Origin of the sequence: Heminiphilus faecis (assembly GCF_008728965.1) — a bacterium.
In the GTDB taxonomy this organism is placed as follows: Bacteria; Bacteroidota; Bacteroidia; order Bacteroidales; family Muribaculaceae; genus Muribaculum; species Muribaculum faecis.
The window spans coordinates 58722-74640 of the sequence record NZ_VSMC01000015.1 but is presented as its reverse complement, the minus strand read 5'-3'; the positions used below and the strand labels follow the sequence as shown (position 1 = coordinate 74640).

The 15919-nt window shown below is 40.5% G+C and carries 33 protein-coding genes; all 33 read left to right on the top strand.

Annotated features, from left to right (window positions below; all coding sequences use genetic code 11):
- Positions 1 to 148: 148 nt before the first annotated feature.
- Positions 149 to 1087: a hypothetical protein gene (locus tag FW767_RS08005; RefSeq protein WP_128701851.1), complete on the top strand. Its 939-nt coding sequence runs from the start codon at positions 149 to 151 to the stop codon at positions 1085 to 1087.
- Between the two features lie 11 nt (positions 1088 to 1098).
- On the top strand, positions 1099 to 1281 hold the full coding sequence (locus tag FW767_RS08000) for a hypothetical protein (RefSeq protein WP_128701850.1): 183 nt from the start codon (positions 1099 to 1101) through the stop codon (positions 1279 to 1281).
- 265 nt (positions 1282 to 1546) lie between these two features.
- Entirely contained in the window at positions 1547 to 1966 is a 420-nt protein-coding gene (locus tag FW767_RS07995; RefSeq protein WP_128701849.1) for a hypothetical protein, read from the top strand.
- 19 nt (positions 1967 to 1985) lie between these two features.
- Complete coding sequence (locus tag FW767_RS07990) at positions 1986 to 2375, top strand: hypothetical protein (RefSeq protein WP_128701848.1); 390 nt, start codon at positions 1986 to 1988, stop codon at positions 2373 to 2375.
- A gap of 43 nt (positions 2376 to 2418) precedes the next feature.
- Positions 2419 to 2712: a hypothetical protein gene (locus tag FW767_RS07985; protein WP_150980479.1), complete on the top strand. Its 294-nt coding sequence runs from the start codon at positions 2419 to 2421 to the stop codon at positions 2710 to 2712.
- A gap of 108 nt (positions 2713 to 2820) precedes the next feature.
- Positions 2821 to 3615, top strand: a complete 795-nt coding sequence (locus FW767_RS07980; RefSeq protein WP_128701846.1) for a thymidylate synthase — start codon at positions 2821 to 2823, stop codon at positions 3613 to 3615.
- An 82-nt stretch (positions 3616 to 3697) separates the two neighbouring features.
- Entirely contained in the window at positions 3698 to 4045 is a 348-nt protein-coding gene (locus FW767_RS07975) for a hypothetical protein (protein WP_128701845.1), read from the top strand.
- The gene (locus FW767_RS07970; RefSeq protein WP_123542230.1) at positions 4042 to 4485 is read left to right on the top strand and encodes a hypothetical protein; all 444 of its coding nucleotides are present in this window, start codon (positions 4042 to 4044) and stop codon (positions 4483 to 4485) included. Before FW767_RS07975 ends, FW767_RS07970 begins: the two co-directional genes overlap by 4 nt.
- A gap of 31 nt (positions 4486 to 4516) precedes the next feature.
- Positions 4517 to 4813, top strand: coding sequence for a hypothetical protein (locus FW767_RS07965; RefSeq protein ID WP_128701844.1), 297 nt, complete (start codon positions 4517 to 4519; stop codon positions 4811 to 4813).
- A 1-nt stretch (position 4814) separates the two neighbouring features.
- Positions 4815 to 5216: a hypothetical protein gene (locus tag FW767_RS07960; protein WP_128701843.1), complete on the top strand. Its 402-nt coding sequence runs from the start codon at positions 4815 to 4817 to the stop codon at positions 5214 to 5216.
- A 20-nt stretch (positions 5217 to 5236) separates the two neighbouring features.
- Positions 5237 to 5512 (top strand): hypothetical protein, encoded by a 276-nt coding sequence (locus tag FW767_RS07955; RefSeq protein WP_123542236.1) that lies wholly within the window; start codon positions 5237 to 5239, stop codon positions 5510 to 5512.
- Between the two features lie 110 nt (positions 5513 to 5622).
- Complete coding sequence (locus FW767_RS07950; protein WP_123542238.1) at positions 5623 to 6117, top strand: hypothetical protein; 495 nt, start codon at positions 5623 to 5625, stop codon at positions 6115 to 6117.
- Positions 6110 to 6814 (top strand): hypothetical protein, encoded by a 705-nt coding sequence (locus tag FW767_RS07945; RefSeq protein WP_150980476.1) that lies wholly within the window; start codon positions 6110 to 6112, stop codon positions 6812 to 6814. The genes FW767_RS07950 and FW767_RS07945 overlap by 8 nt, the downstream gene beginning before the upstream one ends.
- Positions 6815 to 6839: 25 nt before the next feature.
- A complete protein-coding gene (locus FW767_RS07940; protein WP_121698748.1) occupies positions 6840 to 7235 on the top strand; it encodes a ribonuclease H family protein in 396 nt (131 codons plus the stop codon).
- Between the two features lies 1 nt (position 7236).
- Positions 7237 to 7449 (top strand): hypothetical protein, encoded by a 213-nt coding sequence (locus FW767_RS07935; protein ID WP_150980474.1) that lies wholly within the window; start codon positions 7237 to 7239, stop codon positions 7447 to 7449.
- On the top strand, positions 7427 to 8242 hold the full coding sequence (locus tag FW767_RS07930; RefSeq protein ID WP_121698747.1) for a radical SAM protein: 816 nt from the start codon (positions 7427 to 7429) through the stop codon (positions 8240 to 8242). The genes FW767_RS07935 and FW767_RS07930 overlap by 23 nt, the downstream gene beginning before the upstream one ends.
- Before the next feature lie 304 nt (positions 8243 to 8546).
- Positions 8547 to 8795: a hypothetical protein gene (locus tag FW767_RS07925; protein ID WP_123549768.1), complete on the top strand. Its 249-nt coding sequence runs from the start codon at positions 8547 to 8549 to the stop codon at positions 8793 to 8795.
- A 4-nt stretch (positions 8796 to 8799) separates the two neighbouring features.
- Complete coding sequence (locus tag FW767_RS07920) at positions 8800 to 9153, top strand: hypothetical protein (protein ID WP_121698745.1); 354 nt, start codon at positions 8800 to 8802, stop codon at positions 9151 to 9153.
- The gene (locus tag FW767_RS07915) at positions 9150 to 9485 is read left to right on the top strand and encodes a hypothetical protein (RefSeq protein WP_121698744.1); all 336 of its coding nucleotides are present in this window, start codon (positions 9150 to 9152) and stop codon (positions 9483 to 9485) included. Before FW767_RS07920 ends, FW767_RS07915 begins: the two co-directional genes overlap by 4 nt.
- Positions 9478 to 9726 carry a hypothetical protein gene (locus tag FW767_RS07910; RefSeq protein ID WP_150980471.1) on the top strand — a complete coding sequence of 83 codons (249 nt, stop codon included), beginning with the start codon at positions 9478 to 9480 and terminating at the stop codon, positions 9724 to 9726. The genes FW767_RS07915 and FW767_RS07910 overlap by 8 nt, the downstream gene beginning before the upstream one ends.
- Positions 9723 to 10028: a hypothetical protein gene (locus tag FW767_RS07905; RefSeq protein ID WP_128701833.1), complete on the top strand. Its 306-nt coding sequence runs from the start codon at positions 9723 to 9725 to the stop codon at positions 10026 to 10028. Before FW767_RS07910 ends, FW767_RS07905 begins: the two co-directional genes overlap by 4 nt.
- A complete protein-coding gene (locus tag FW767_RS07900; protein ID WP_128701832.1) occupies positions 10025 to 10510 on the top strand; it encodes a hypothetical protein in 486 nt (161 codons plus the stop codon). Before FW767_RS07905 ends, FW767_RS07900 begins: the two co-directional genes overlap by 4 nt.
- Positions 10511 to 10522: 12 nt before the next feature.
- A complete protein-coding gene (locus tag FW767_RS07895; protein WP_128701831.1) occupies positions 10523 to 10987 on the top strand; it encodes a hypothetical protein in 465 nt (154 codons plus the stop codon).
- Entirely contained in the window at positions 10977 to 11207 is a 231-nt protein-coding gene (locus FW767_RS07890; RefSeq protein ID WP_150980468.1) for a hypothetical protein, read from the top strand. The genes FW767_RS07895 and FW767_RS07890 overlap by 11 nt, the downstream gene beginning before the upstream one ends.
- Before the next feature lie 11 nt (positions 11208 to 11218).
- Positions 11219 to 13126: a hypothetical protein gene (locus FW767_RS07885; RefSeq protein ID WP_150980465.1), complete on the top strand. Its 1908-nt coding sequence runs from the start codon at positions 11219 to 11221 to the stop codon at positions 13124 to 13126.
- Positions 13101 to 13433, top strand: coding sequence for a hypothetical protein (locus FW767_RS07880; protein ID WP_123477297.1), 333 nt, complete (start codon positions 13101 to 13103; stop codon positions 13431 to 13433). Before FW767_RS07885 ends, FW767_RS07880 begins: the two co-directional genes overlap by 26 nt.
- Positions 13434 to 13592: 159 nt before the next feature.
- Positions 13593 to 13784 (top strand): hypothetical protein, encoded by a 192-nt coding sequence (locus FW767_RS07875; RefSeq protein WP_124030354.1) that lies wholly within the window; start codon positions 13593 to 13595, stop codon positions 13782 to 13784.
- Between the two features lie 4 nt (positions 13785 to 13788).
- Complete coding sequence (locus FW767_RS07870) at positions 13789 to 14022, top strand: hypothetical protein (protein WP_123477299.1); 234 nt, start codon at positions 13789 to 13791, stop codon at positions 14020 to 14022.
- Complete coding sequence (locus FW767_RS07865) at positions 14006 to 14422, top strand: hypothetical protein (protein WP_124030355.1); 417 nt, start codon at positions 14006 to 14008, stop codon at positions 14420 to 14422. Before FW767_RS07870 ends, FW767_RS07865 begins: the two co-directional genes overlap by 17 nt.
- 2 nt (positions 14423 to 14424) lie before the next feature.
- Positions 14425 to 14682, top strand: coding sequence for a hypothetical protein (locus FW767_RS07860; RefSeq protein WP_123477301.1), 258 nt, complete (start codon positions 14425 to 14427; stop codon positions 14680 to 14682).
- Positions 14666 to 14995 carry a hypothetical protein gene (locus FW767_RS07855; protein ID WP_123477303.1) on the top strand — a complete coding sequence of 110 codons (330 nt, stop codon included), beginning with the start codon at positions 14666 to 14668 and terminating at the stop codon, positions 14993 to 14995. The genes FW767_RS07860 and FW767_RS07855 overlap by 17 nt, the downstream gene beginning before the upstream one ends.
- A gap of 49 nt (positions 14996 to 15044) precedes the next feature.
- Entirely contained in the window at positions 15045 to 15503 is a 459-nt protein-coding gene (locus tag FW767_RS07850; RefSeq protein WP_205523866.1) for a DUF2829 domain-containing protein, read from the top strand.
- Positions 15504 to 15528: 25 nt separating this feature from the next.
- Entirely contained in the window at positions 15529 to 15912 is a 384-nt protein-coding gene (locus tag FW767_RS07845) for a hypothetical protein (RefSeq protein WP_123477305.1), read from the top strand.
- Positions 15913 to 15919: the final 7 nt, after the last annotated feature.

Genomic DNA, 15919 nt, shown 5'->3' with positions numbered 1-15919 from the left:
TAGTTTTCATGAGAAAAAGCGTCCAAACTTTTCCTTTAAATTACTAATTTTCAGGGACTTTTGCAAATTTAATCGACTGAAAATTAAGTGTTTAACAGCATAAATTTAATTTTTGTCATCTACTAAAAACTAAAATAATAAATAAACAATGAGCGACAACACAAATACCCTTTTTAACGGGAAAGAGGTCTGGTGGTCAGATCCCGAAAACAAGACTTCAGGTGCTTACAAAGTGCTTGAAATCAAAAGAAATCCTGATGACCCGGATGAAGGTCTCTATGATGACACCATCGTTCTCATCAGCAATGGCGTTTCCGAAGCAGAGGTTGAAGCCTGGGAGCTTCAAGACCTCGGACTCCGTAGAAAGCGCATTGAGGAATTTGTCAATCGTATCACAGCAATAGCCGAAGATGATGACTGGAGTGTTCACAATCACAGTGAGAACTACGATAAGGTAGATCTCTATCTTTCCAAGTATTCCAATGCCGACCAGGATTTCGGTTTCTATGTCGAATGTGAGACAGGAGATGCAGATGAGTTTATCAATGCCGTTGAAGGGTACTATAACAGTTATGATCCCTATGAAGAAGCGGCTCTGTGGATAGACCCGGACGGTCATGGTAAAAACGGCGCACCTGATGACCTGAAAGACCTCATAGCCGACATGGAGGAATGTAAGGGCAATGTTAAGGGCCTGATTGACCTCCTGAGACAAGAACTGAAGGGAATAAAAATAGTTAAGCAGACCTATCATTCCCAGTATTCAGAGCGTGTGTATAATATTCGCACTGAGGTCATCGAAAGCATTTTCTATACTATCAAAGACATCTGTGAACAAACCCAAACTTGTTCAATTCTTTGGGATGACATCACTGGTCACGAAAACCCCGACATCTGTTATGAGAAAGACTCCGGCCCATCATCAGTATTGCCGGACACCATAGGTCTGACTGATGATGACAAGGGGTTCTACATCACTTTCGCTTCATACTGCGATGCACCATCATCCAATGACGGAGAAAACATCTATACAGAGACTCTGATTGATATTTTGGAGTATCTGGAAAATTATCGTTCCACTCTTTAACTAAATTCGACATGGCAGCTAAAAAGGGCACTACCAAATCAACTTCTGAAACCCGTCCTGAAGATTACATACCACAGAAAGGCAATAAAGCCACTCTCACTCTCGCCGACTTCTCAGATGACAACCTTTTTGGAGAACTGAGACGGCGTGGTTATCATGGCACGTTGCAATATTCTAAAACCATAAATGTATGAATCAAAGTAGCGCTGGAGAGGCGTATCATGAGAATCTGACAATTCGACTGAAAGAATGTTGTAAGGAGTGCCCTTTTACTACAAGCAATCGCCCTTGCAAAAAGTCTAAGACCAACTGTTGTTTCTACAATATGACAATAGCAGAATATGTAGTAACGACATATTCTGAGAAAGTGCTTGAAACGATCCCAGTCGAAAGTTTTGTTCGAGGACTCCGTGCTCATCGGTATTCAGGAGTAATAAAGCAAACAACTGATATACAAATATGAAAAAGATTAAGCTCACAGCTGAACAGCAAAAACTGTTCAATACCAACTTCAATCGAAAGGCTTATGAAGAGGCGAAAAAGCCTATTCAGGAAGCCATCTCAGGCTCTAAATCCTTTGATGAGTTATGGAGTAAACTTCAGAACCATGAATGTGATGTGGAATATGAAGATGACTGCACTATTATATCTTGTGAGGTCGAACTTGACAGAAGTCACATGGAAACTGAAGGTGATTATGTCGGAGTTTGTTTCTATATCAAATGGTATGATGAAGCTGATTCCGGCGCGATAAGCAAGGTGGAACTCTATTCTTCCGAAACATCAGGTAACTACCTCGCCGACCACCTTTGCAACATACACCCTGAGACTTGTGAAATCACAGAGTGGGTCTATGATGATATTGATGACAAGCAGTGATTATCGTCAATAACCAATAATGAAAAAGAAACAAACCCATGACTCAACCAGAGTTAAAGGCTTTTACATCAATGAACTGACAAGAGGATTTTTCGGAGATCACTATGAAGGAAAGGAAATGCTGAAAAGAATGGGATTGCCGTCAGACACAGTGCCATTCAGTGTAGCAGTCTTTCTCCAGAACCAACGTGTCTTTTGGCAAGATAAAGACGGCAACCGCGTCACAATCTCCTTCAAGCTCAAACTCAATCAACTGGAATGTTTCGGAACTTACCTCAAAAAGAGAAAATCTATAAGACTATTCCGTGAATGGGGAAATCACGAAGATCCTGAAGTAATTGCTCGTCTGGAGTCTGAAGCCATTGGGGACTGTTGTATGAGATGTATCTACGAGAACTTAATAGAATAATATGGGCTGGCTAATATTTGCAGCATACCTTTTTTGTGGTATTATGTATCATCTGTTCAACCAGATAGAGAAATCGGCACCTGAAGGAAGCCTTGAAAAAAAGATTGCAAAGACAGTGATGTACTCCGTAATGGGCATTGTAGGTCTCGGAGTAATGATTTTGGCACTATATGCTATCGGATGGATATGGTACTTTTTCTGTGGAGGATTTCTCATTTTTGAGGATCAACCGTTCTGGGATAAGGTCGTATGTGGACTGATGTCTCTCATTTTTCTCGGATTTCTTTTTGGGTTTGTCTTGGTTTGTCTTGGCTGGGATCCGGACAATCGGCGCTAACTCCATCAAAAGATTGGAGGGATTAACTTTTCTTTACAAATAATGAGAGGTTAATCCCTCTATTATGTTATATCTGATGAAAGCAGTAATACCAATTCTTAATATGAAATGAGACAATATTTAGATTTGTTAGACCATATTCTCAAAAATGGTCATAAAAAAGGAGACCGCACCGGCACCGGCACTATCTCGACATTCGGGTATCAGATGCGGTTCGACCTCTCCAAAGGCTTTCCCTTGCTCACTACCAAAAAGGTACACCTGAAGAGCATAATCCACGAATTGCTCTGGCTCCTCGCCGGTGACACAAATGTCAAGTATCTCCAAGACAATGGAGTCCGAATATGGAACGAGTGGGCAGATGAAAATGGCGAACTCGGTCACATATATGGCTTCCAATGGCGTAGTTGGCCCACCTATGATGGAACCTTCATCGACCAGATTTCCGAAGCAATCCGTACTATTAAAGAAAATCCCGACTCTCGCCGTATAATCGTGAGCAGCTGGAATGTGGCTGACCTCGATAAGATGAATCTTCCTCCTTGCCACTGTTTCTTCCAGTTTTATGTCAACGAGGGCAAGTTGTCACTTCAACTCTATCAACGGAGTGCCGACAGTTTCTTAGGAGTGCCGTTCAATATTGCCTCTTATGCTCTGCTGACCATGATGGTTGCTCAGGTTTGCAACCTCCAGCCCGGAGAGTTTATCCATACTCTCGGAGATACACACATCTACCTCAATCATCTGGATCAGGTCAATACTCAACTCCAACGCAATCCCCGCCCCTTACCTCGGATGACTATCAATCCCGACGTAAAAGATATTTTTCAGTTCCGTTATGAGGATTTTAAGCTGGAAGATTACGATTCCTGGCCTGCAATCAAAGGAGAAGTATCAGTATAAAGCAATTCAGTAACCATTTAATAATGAAAGACACTGTAATTTTTTGTAATTTTGCAGCGTCTTTCAGTAACTACCAACCAATATGAATAGACAAAGGAGAAGTGTTCTTCACGCCGTTCTTGACGGCTTGGCAAGATTGAGAGACCCGGTTGAAAAGGATGAGGCCCTGATGATTCTTCAGAAAGCTCAATCTGATGTTCAGAAATGTGCCGATGAAGAGGAAGAAGCTCTTGACAACCGGCCAGAATCGCTCCAGTGGTCTGCGGTCAATGATGCAATGTCAGATAACATATCTGACTTGACTGACGCAAGCGGAGAGCTGGAAGTTCTTATCGACAAATGCCAGTCGGCCGATATGTTCTCATACAAATCGGTCAAAGGTGACGTTATTAAGATAGTGAACAAGATCAAACAGACTATTCATAGATGAATCAGGAACAACTCGCAGATAGAATCAAAGAAGCCACTAATGGAGCTGCCTATACAGGTAGCTTAACATCTTATGCCGTACAGTCTATAGAGTTAGCAAGAAGTAACTATCCAGTCCAAAATTTAATTTCATTCTGTCAAGATATGAATTTGAAGTTTGTGATGACCGATATGGCGACGGAAGATCGCTTCTATCCTGAGTCTGTGCTGGACGTTCACAAGGTGTTGGATTTGCTTATGAAACGATATAAAGTTGATCATAAGTTAGTCTATCGAAAGACTGGTATTCATTATACGCCGCCCAAGTCTTTAGATCCTGAAGATATTGAACGTATGAAGGAAGAGGCCGACGGTCGTAAATATGTGATACCGCTTTCGATTAAAACCTTATTGGCTGTCTGTGAGGTGATTTATTGCGATTTGACGTTTGACCCTAAGTGATGAAAGCAGTGTCATAATTTAATATACGATTATGGCAATAAAAAAAGAGGTTCTTGAACAATCCCAGAAAGCTATCGCAACCTACTTTCAATTATCAAAGTATTTGTTCGGAGAGGATGCTCCCGAAGATGTGAATGAAATCCCACCAGAAAATCCATACTATGAGAGTGCCAAGACAATCTCAGATGAGATGGGGCTGGACTGGGATAATATGTCACACGAGGACAGTATTCGCGTTATGCTCAATATGCTTGCTGACGCTTTCGCCGCCATCGAACCGGATGAGCATTATGACGCAGTTCTGACAATTTCTTTTAAGAAGGTGTGATATGGGGCTGGCCGATACAGTTCAATTTACCCTCCGGCCAAAAGATTTGGAGAAGGCGAGTGATATGTTTGGTATAGAGATTGCCTTACTGGAACGTCTCAACGACCAGAGGCTTCTTAATGCCACATACATTCGCAATCTCCTCATCAGAGCCGATTATGAAAGACTGACAAGCGGATTGCATTGGCTGGAACATCAGGACAAGAATTATAACTTCCCTGAAGTGCTGAGAGCGTTGTCACGAGAATACAATATCAGTCAGCAAAATCTCAAAGACATTCTTCATGGGAGGAATGAATCACTCTTGTTCTGTAACCGGTGCGGCAAACGCATTGGTAAGTCTCAGTATAACAGAACAAAAGGTTTTTGTTCCAACTGCTTTGCAGATACATTGGAACTATAATTGATTAAAAGCAGTTTGATATGAACACAACATTCAAAATCCAGCAAATATGGCAATATTTAGGGGTTCAGGATGATGAAATCCTAATCATTCGACACTATAATAAGTCCGATGATAAAGATGAGTTCTTGATCGCTGAAGTAACCCAAGATGGTCTAAAAATCACAACGGCTCCAACTATGCCTGAACTTAGGGCCGACAGACCGTTCCAGATAATTCAACAGCGTGATTCATCCGGGAAATTCATAATCCCATCAGTAACTCAGCTAATCAATGATAAGGTTAGCGATTATTAACCAACACCAATAGTCTTTTTAAGATTTGTTAACAAATCTTTCTGAAGGCTCTGCACTATTACTCGGTGCAGGGCCTTTTTGTATGCCCTAATTGATAAAAGCAATATAACATGGCACAGAGAATTAAAACCAATATCAAGTTCTACAAAGGGCTTGACAACGTTGCAGATAAGCTCTACGGTTTTGTCGCCAAGTCCAATGGAAGTTGGAGGGGGTGCCGCGAAACTGAGAGTAAGAAAAAAATCGTGTTTGTAGATACGGCTATTGCTAAAGACATCATCCCCAATACACTTTACAGTTGCTCACTGGTTCCGATGCGTAATGAAGGAGGCTTCATAGCCAAGTCTGCAACTATAATCAAATTCCCCGGCACGGTAGCTACAGTATGCCGTAAAAATGTCTTTCTGGTGCGAATAACATTCGGCAACAAGGAATACATCTACGATCCTTCCAGTAAGGAAAAGCGCAAAAACGACATCAAATCTATCGCAGACATTCTTCGGAGCCGGCACGACCTCGAAAATGCGATAAGTGTGGCTGAAGATTTTATTGATAACGCCTGTATAGTCAAAAGACTCTACGAACAATCTCAATCCAATGTTTGAAGAAACCATGTCAGGTGACGAGCTGCTGAATGAGTATCGCTTAGACCTTCCTGAAATTCAGGCCAAAACTCTGCGCTATGATAAGTCAGATTATGTGGCCCGATATTTATGGAAACATCATAAGCAGCCCACTGTCATAATGACCAAGATATTTGACTCATCTCGTGGCAATGCCTATTTGGGAATATTGGTCTATTTTCAAACTGGTATCGGAAAGACTAAAAAATGGGATTGGTCATCTTTCCATATCGGACTGATGAATACCAACAAGGATGTATCGGCTATTGCTTTTTATGCAGAGAGCAAGCAGGCTATTAAGTTCAATCCTCATTTCTTTCAACGTTACAAGGAACGCTTTATCGAAGTATGTGACTGGCAGACCAGGAACCAACTTGCCACAGCCAAAGACATCATTGATGTTATCGGCATATATATGAAGCGCAACCTGACTATGACTTGGATTGAGACCAAATCCGTCTTTCGTGATAAAGTTCACATTTTCGGTCCGGTCAATGATGGAGTTGCACTACTCCAGTGGAGCAAACATCATAGACTCCTTCAAGCAAACACATTTGTCACAATGGATATGCTTGATGCGAAACAGACCCAAATGGTAGAGTATGCCAAAATATATTTCTCCCTCTCCAAAGCACAAAGAAAGAAATTCCGTTTCCCGGATTTCATCTCAAATGATTAACGCAGTGTAACATAACTATCTTAATATGATTAGTCTCAATGAGGGTATCGCAGTTGACGCGGCCCATTCAATGAAGAATCGTAAGACAGAATTTCAGGGAGTTGACCTGAATACTGGGAAAACGCTATTCTATTCCGATTTGGGTAATCAGACCATTAATATCGGTGAGTTCCTTGCGATAGTTGAGGCTGTCAAATACATCATTGACAATGACTTTCAGCCTAAAGTCATTTTCTCAGACAGTACGACTGCTATAAGTTGGTTCAAGAATAAACGTACTGCATCCGGCAAGCGTAATGCGAGACTGATGAAAGCTGAAATATACCTAAGAGCTATGGCTTATTGGGTGGATGAGATTAAGGTAGTGAAATGGGATAACAGAGCCTGGGGAGAAATCCCAGCAGACTTCGGTAATAAATGATATGATACGCCATATAATTGAAGTCTATGGTATAGGTGCCCTATCTATGCAACAGCTATTCAATTCTTTTAGAGAAAAGCCTCGTGAAATCATTGATGTAGAATATGAAGATCTTTCAGACCAAATCGAGAATAATCAACTGCCTGCATCAGAACCCAATATAACAGAACCCCTTTTAATCCCTTCAAATTATGCTGATTCAAATAACGAATAAATGCCACGAAGGATGTGCTCATTGTATGCACTGCTCCAATCCCAATGGGGAACACATGAGCGAAACCACCTTCAAAAATGCCCTGAGATTCGGACAATTCTTAGGTGCCAGTGCCTACATCATTACTGGTGGAGAGCCGACAGAGCATCCTAAATTCACCGAGTTCTGTCAGTATCTCGACCGCTTTATTAAACAAAGTAAGACTCCTGGAGGCTTTACAGTGACCTCAAATGGCACTTGGTTCCCGGAGCGCACTGAAGAAATGATAAAACTTGCAAAGCTCCAATCTTATGTAGGTATGCAAGTTTATACTAATTCAAAGTGGTATAAAGACGCCTCATTCATCATTGAGCACAGCAAAGAACTCAGTGCCATACCAAAGATTATTCTTACAACTGATGAAATCAGAAGTATGCAGGACTTGGGTAGAGCCAAAACAAATGAGCAGGCTCAGAAAGAAATAGCGGACAATCCTCACTATATGTCTTGTCTGAATGGGCACTTACTTTTCAAGCAAACCAGCCCCACCAGAAAACTCACTGGCTTGGATCATACACCGGGAGTGATGTGTAAGCCTTGTATTGACTACAAAGGCAATGTGCATCTTTCAGAATCCTGCCTATGCCCCTCATTCGGAAATGTCAATGATGACTATATGCTTGACATATTCAACAATCTCAGGGAGGCTAAACCGTGTTGTCAGTGTGCTTTAGGAAAGAAGTTCCTGAAGTCGGACAATATCAAAATTGTGGTGGCCCGTAACTTATTAGGTTTTAAGGAGGAAGAAAAATGAGAGTCAAATATTATGACATCTTCGGAATGAGAGGTCAGATTAAGATGTCTGTTAACCCGCCTCAATGTATTGTTGATGCCAACTTCCACATTGTACTGGATGGTGTAGTGCATCAATATGTCGGTATCGGCTGGGTACCGGTTCGTGATGCCACTCCTGAAGATGAGAATCTTCCACAAGTGTTCTCGCCTCACTGCTCTCAGTGTAAGCATTACGATGTCCTTAAAGACAAGAAAATGTATTGCTTCAAATCTCATAAATGTATAACCGCACGAAAAAGACCGTGCAAAGACTATTCAGAACAATGAAAAAACAACTTGTAACTTCCATAGATGTGGCCGGTGTTCCTCGCGGTTTTGATGGCTTAATGGAGCTATGTGTTATCGGTGAAGTATATTATACTCGTCGAACAAAAATCCTGAAACGCCTTGTGCGTAAGGTTATACATAAGGTTGAAGTTCCTCTGGATTACTTTACCTCTGTTGAAGCGGCCAAGGCAGAAGCTCGCCGACAGATGGATGCGTATGTAAAAGAATACTATCGTAACCACTAATCGTATGAAAAAGAAAATAGCAGCTCTACTTAGGAAATGGGCAAATAAACTTAACCCACAAGTCATTACTTGTCATGGTGAAGATCCGCGTGAATGTTCCTACATACCAATCAAATCGGTTTACAAAATCACCCCAGTACAATGTGGCTATATTTTCCCACATAAATTTGGAGAGATCATCAATCCTAACAACATTCCGCAAAGTCAAATGGAATGGGCCTATCGGCATATAGCTGAAGAGTTTGCTAAACATTTCCTTGAAAGGAATATCATCACATTCAACATCAGAAAGGCTTATAACAATGAGGTGATGTTGGAAGGTGAAATGTATGTCGGTGTAAAACAAGAGAGACAATGAACGAGAACTTCTATCTTTCAATAGATGAGCTTTGCACATTGGAGCAGACTGACGCTTTGCTGACTTTAGGGATGGGAACTGAGCGATTGTACTATGAAGAGCAATCGGGTCACTACCTATTCCCTCTCAGCTCCGCAATCAAATGGATAAGAGAAAACAAAGGCATTAATATCCGGGCTAATTATCGCTATATCGCTCGTGATTGGTTTGCTGATTGGTTAAACCTAAGCACCTCTGAATATGATGATACCAGTGAATATTATCCCACAAAAGAAGCTGCTGAATCGGCGATGCTGTCTTTTGTCTTAACCCAATTCAATAACGATGAGTAAGAAAGCATTATTCGCAATGTTGTGTGCCACTGCAATGATGGCCCAACAATCCGATAATTTCTATCGGTATGGTGAGCGTAAGCGTTATCCTGTGCCGGATTCTGGCAACGGCTTTTCAAAAACCCCTCCAAGGGCTGTAGATAGCCGACAGTTGCGTGAGTTTTCAATCAAAGGTCATAAGGTAATGGCATTCTCTAAGAAGGATGCTATTACCAGACTCAAACATCAGAAAAAGATATGAATACCGAAGAAATAAAGGCATTGGCAACTGAAGTGGCTGCCATTCTATACAATGAAGATAAGACTTATAACTCTCATCTTTGGTGGAGCGTAGATCCTAAAGAACGTAAAGCTGAAGAACTTGAAGATACGATCGCTGTCATTCTGAGAGATCACTGTATTGTTCCAAAGGCAAAAGCCCAAGAACTGTGCCAACTGACGTTAGAGCATGGCGATAGTGAAGATTTTGGTCTCATTGACGGTCTTGTAGATATAGTGTGTGATATGTTTGAAGATGAATATCATCAAGAGGCAGAAAAATGAGTGTAACGATACGAGGTCGATACGGACAAACAACCATTGTGCATGATCTCTCAGTTCTTGACGATATTATAAGAGCTGATAAGAAATTTTATGCTGAATGTGATGCGTTTCACGCTAAAATGATGGAGTTGGGCGTAAAAGCATATCGGTGTAATGACGGCTGGGTAAATAGGGAGCATAATATTGTCACCTTTCATCCAGATGATAGAGTTCATGGCTATTATTGGGGAAATCGAGATCTTAAAAGTGGTGATAAGATTTTCATCGGAAATGCAGGTGATGGAGGCAAATTCGCCTATATAGATTATATGGTGGAAATTACCTCGTATTGTGTTAGATACCACTATGTTTTGTCTGACGAGATATTGGATGCGCAAGGGAATGTTTTAAATCCGAAACTCCAAGCATCTGAAAAACGCCTAAAGAAATTCAAATTCTTTAGAAATATCGTGAAAAGAATATTCAAACGGACAAAAAACTAATGAGATCCAATTATGGCTAAAAATATTCAACCTAAACCTTATGATGGGATGCTTCTTTTCAGACAAAACCATCCATATACAAAAGAAGAGTTTGAGGCTATGAAACAGAATTTCCATAAACACTGTGGCCCACTTCTTCCAGCCAAAGATGAGCCTACATCTTTTGTTATGCTTGGATATGTATCACGGGGTTTATCAGGAGAACTAAAGCTGACCCATAGTCATCCCAATATGTCTGATAATTTCAACTTATTACCTCCAGACTTATTCCCGGAAGTTCAATATGGTTCTGAACCACTTTGCGTTGAAATCAAACTTACGCCAACACCAAATATCAAAGCCTCCGACACTCTTAAAGAACAGACTGAGTTTCAGGAAAGGATTTTATGCAATCCTGACCGACCAACTGATGAGGAAATCTGGAGAGATATAACTGGTGAAGTGCCATTAAACGATAGTGAAGAAAATGAAGCGTGACAATAACAGAATATCCTTAACTCTCAAAGAAGCTGATGAGGTAAGAGAGCATCTTGAAACTCTTTATGCAATGGAAGGGACACTTGATGAGGATTTCAATCGTGAGTGTCATCGAGCAGGGTTCTTTGCACGAAAAATGTGTGAACTAATACATGGGCATAGAAACCCTCAGTGGGAAGATCCAGAGCCTCCCGAACCAAAATATACTCCAACAATATAAAATTACTACCGATGCAAAATTATGAGTTAGAGACTATTGTTTCCAGTATTCTTAAATTTATTGAAAAAATGACTGGCTGCAATTTGAAAGAATTGACAGAACAGTCATCTTTCAAAGGGACATTGGGCACATATATAAATGCTAAAGATCTCTTCGCAATCAATAATAATATTCAGAGTGGAGAGTATGGCATTGCCTATGAAAAGGAAGTAACATTCTTAAAAAACTTCTTATCTGAGATAAGACTCTCTCATAATTTTGATAGGCTTATCGGGGAATGTAAAGAATTAGGCTCTATTCTTTTAGAAGCTCATACTATTTTCAAAGATTACATGATATGGGCCGCCGAAGAGAAAAAGTATTTTCGGGAATATCTTTTTAATAATGAACTCCTGAAAGAAGAAGAAAAAACTGATGACTTTCTCAATAAGTTTAGTTATGAATGGGTTGATGCAGCCAAGAAATCTGTTCAATCCAAGTTACTCCAGTTATATAATTTTGGTAATGCTTCCAATACCACTCTCAGCATAGGCCATACAACGCCATATTCTATTTCTGATGCACTTTGTATCTCAGATGATATAAACCTATGTATTGGGACAAATAAAGGCCAGGAAGAGGATATATGCTATGCGCGTCTGGCTTTGAAAATTGACCGAGAATTGGCTTTCTCTCACTTCATTATAACAATCCAATACAAGGATAAGATATGGTTGGTTACAGACAAACCGACTATGCCCAATCCCCAGTTCCGCGAAAACACCAGAAACCCTTATAGATGGCGTGAAGAGGCTTTTGACAATATTCAGCTTCCTTATGGCCTATTGGATCACATTGAGGAATGGCGTAAAGAGTCAAAAGCCGTAGCCAAAGAAAACAGTTCTGAAGTTTACATAAAGTCCATACAGGATTTTCTACCCCCGACCAGTAAGATTTTGATCAAACTCATAATTGAGGAATTGATATACAATGTCATTCCCATGAAACAATTTGATCTGACGATGATTGGTTTGGCTGGAGAAAATATTAAACTCTTGGGTGCCGGTAATACTTTAGAAAATGTTGATGATGTTTTCATAAACATCAATAAAGAAGCCAATGAAGAACGATTAAATAACATTATCTATCCAACCTCCACTGAGCTTATCAAAATTGATCCTACCAAGGCTGTGACGCAATATGTAGAGGCTGGAGAACTATGTACTATAGACGAAATACGCAAAATTGCTATATGGTCTCAAAAGGAAGAACAGCGTAGAAACAAACAAAAACTACTGGATGAAGCCTATACTCGTGAAAGAATGAGAGCTGATGAGGAAAAGTTAAATAAAGTGTTATTTGACAATGTTGAAAACCTTTATGAAGTGGTATTCTCAGCAGACATGGTTTTTATGTGTATAGAAGATGAAAACGCCAGAACCTTTGGATCCTCAAATGGAAATGCCATCATTCAAATCTGCGATACCAGCCTTTTTAAGTCATCATATTCCAAACAGTATCTCACAAACTATCATATCAATAAGTTTAGAGATGAGTGGCATGTGGCAAATTGCGTAATATGTGATTGCGAGAATCCAGTCAATCTTCAGTTAAAAATCTACTCCTATAAAGAACTTTGTGGGATTCTTAAAGTTAAACGTGAACAACTGCCATACACATTCCAGAATTATACCGCGAATCTCTATGTGCCTTATTACGGCAATGTGATTTTGGATAATGTGAATCCGGAGTATAAGGTACTTGACCCTCGAAGTAGAGAACTCCAACATTACTATTCAATAGGTATTCCCTTGAATAAACGCTGTTTCAATAAACTTCGGAAGAAATACTGGAAGTATGAGAAAAGTCTTGTGATAATCAACTATACAAAAGGAACCATAAAAATCCAAGAATATGGAAAAGAAAATAAAAACTACTGACAAGGCTCAAACCTATGCTCAATCCGTAATTGACAATTTTGGGACCAACGGTGTGCCTATTGGCATAAAAGACATAAAAAAGATGCTTGCAGAAGCATATCTGGCCGGTCTTTCCGATCAATGGAGAGACACTTCAGACACGCCTCCAATAGATGAAGATGTGCTGGTTGATTACCCATATGAACACGGATATGCGGTTGCATACTATGATGGGAAGGATTGGTACCTTACCGAGACTGGAAGACTGTTACATCCGACACGCTGGATGCCTATTCCACCACATAATAAAACTGAGGGGAATGAGTAACCGTAGATTTCGCAAATATCCTCAGACCATTATTCTTCGATGTCCTTGCTGCCAAGAAGTAAAATATGCACTTTGCCATTTTGACTCCACCGGAGAAGCTGAATATTGCTGTCAATGTGGTCACATCAGTAAAATTAAACTCGCTAAATTGAATAACAAATGAAAAAGAAACATATACAATATTGGGTGTATTTCTTTTCTACCGCTATAGTTTTCTTTTGGCTTGGTTCCCTTTGTGGAGCTGGATTAGCATATCATTCTGCCGAAAAACAATCTGAAAAATATCGTGTGGAAATGGTAAAGGATTCACTTTATTTTGAATACACTCATCATCTCTCTAACTCCAAATAAGCCAATGAAATTCCAAGCAACCAAATGGCCAGTCACTATCACTTTAGATGTGGCCGACGATTACACTGAAGGTGTCGACAAAGAAAACTTGAAAGAAGAATCTCCCGAAAAGCTTATACAGCTACAAGAGTTAGCTGATATGCTCGCAGATGCACTCATTAAAGCAAAAGGCCAGATTCTCGCTCAACAGGAAGCTAAACGTAAACAAACAACTCAAAATAATGGCACGGAAAGCTAAACTCATTTCTACCGGAGAAATAGTGGAGGTGTATGCTGATATGGATTATCATGGCAATACTACATGGCTTGATACATCAACAAAGACTGAATATTATCCTTCTGAATTAGAATTTCTACCAGAAGATTCAAAGCCTATATCTCCAGTAGTTTCTCTTTCCCAGTTCACTGACGAAGAGTTGAGAAGTGAATTAAAACGTCGAGAAAAAGAACGTCGTTCACAATTCCCTCCCAATATCCGGTGCCATGATTGCAAGCATTGCGTGGAAGGACTCGCGTTCAAACATCAGTACATTCCAACAACCGTTTGTCGAATGAATCCTAAGCCATCTCAGGGGCCGGATAGATACTATTCAACAGTATGCTCTCTTAGAGCGTGTGATAAATTTGAAACCAAATAACTATGGCAGCAAAAGATTATGTGTTCTGTAAAGCGGCATTGACTGGTCACATTTATCTGACAAAGAAAATAAAGTCTAAAGATGTGATGAGTCAGGATAGAAGGCTGGTAGAGGATCATGAGGCAATCGGATGTTTTGAAGCATATCTTAGACGATATTGTGAAGAGAATGGTACCGATACACTCAATGTCACCAACTCCAAAGGAGAAGTTCTTTTTACAGCAACTCTAAAAAAGCAAGAAGATGAAACTGAAAACTAAAATCGCTCAAATTCTGAGAAGATGGGCTGAAAAGTTAGAGCCTATCTTTCCATACGATGTGAAGCATATCCCATATCTAAAAGAAGAGAGGCACGATATCCAGAAAATGATGTCGCAGCACTCAATACCCAGATATGTATATGATCGAGATCCAAACCGCATGAATAGGCTGGTTCGTGAAGATATTGCTTCTGGGATAGCCAAGGGATTAGATGCTAATGGCCTCATTAAGATAACGATTGAGCCTACTCCAGAAAATGTGAATTACATCGGAGAACTATATATTATTGACTTTCATAAGGATTCAATATAATCAAAATCTCAATGCCTTGGGCGGCTTAATAAAACCCACAAGAAACAATATGGAGATAATCAAAATCGAAAAATTCCCATCAATCGAAGGCGTGGCTAAAGACTTCGCCAAAAGAGCAGTTGAAGGCTGTAAGGGCAGTCTTGATTTAGAAAAGTGCGAAAAGCAGATCGCATTTGCTGTTGACTATGGTCACGAAAATGCTTGGCAGCTGCTTGACACTATGGACTTCGGCGATGCAATCAGAGCACTCAAAGCCGGTGCTAAAGTGGCCCGTAAGGGCTGGAACGGTAAGGGGATGTTCCTCTGGCTCAAACCAGCAGCCACCGTCAAATCCGAATGGTGTAAAGATCCTATGCTGAAAAAGCTGGCCGATGACAATGGCGGCACTATCGAGGCTGCTGGCACTATCTGCATGTTCACTGCCCAGCACCAGATACTCACCGGCTGGCTTGCTTCCCAGACTGATGTGCTTGCTGAGGACTGGGTAATCGTTTCAGAAGCTGAATGAAAATCCGTCTGACAGGTTCTTCACAATGATGACCAGTAAAAAGATGTATTTTCGCAACATGGAGACTGGAGAAGAAACCGAAATTATCAATGGCACTACTAAAATGGAGTGCTGTGATAACGATACTTCTTCAGTCAATATTTGCAATTCATATTACTTTGAGTGCGATGTCAAATTGCCTTTGATGAATCAGGCAGCAAAAGACTTATTCTTTGGTAATCCAGCGTGGAAAACGGCTTGTCGGCTTGCTGATAAACTGAATGGTCTCATTGAGGAGTATCATGCACCCGGCAACACAAGAAAAGTGCGAAGAGCCGTCCAGCGTCAATTTGATAAGACATTCAAAATCTTCCGCAACCACTGTCAGGATTGTAATATACAATACACTTTCCAACGACCGAACAAATGAGAAATGG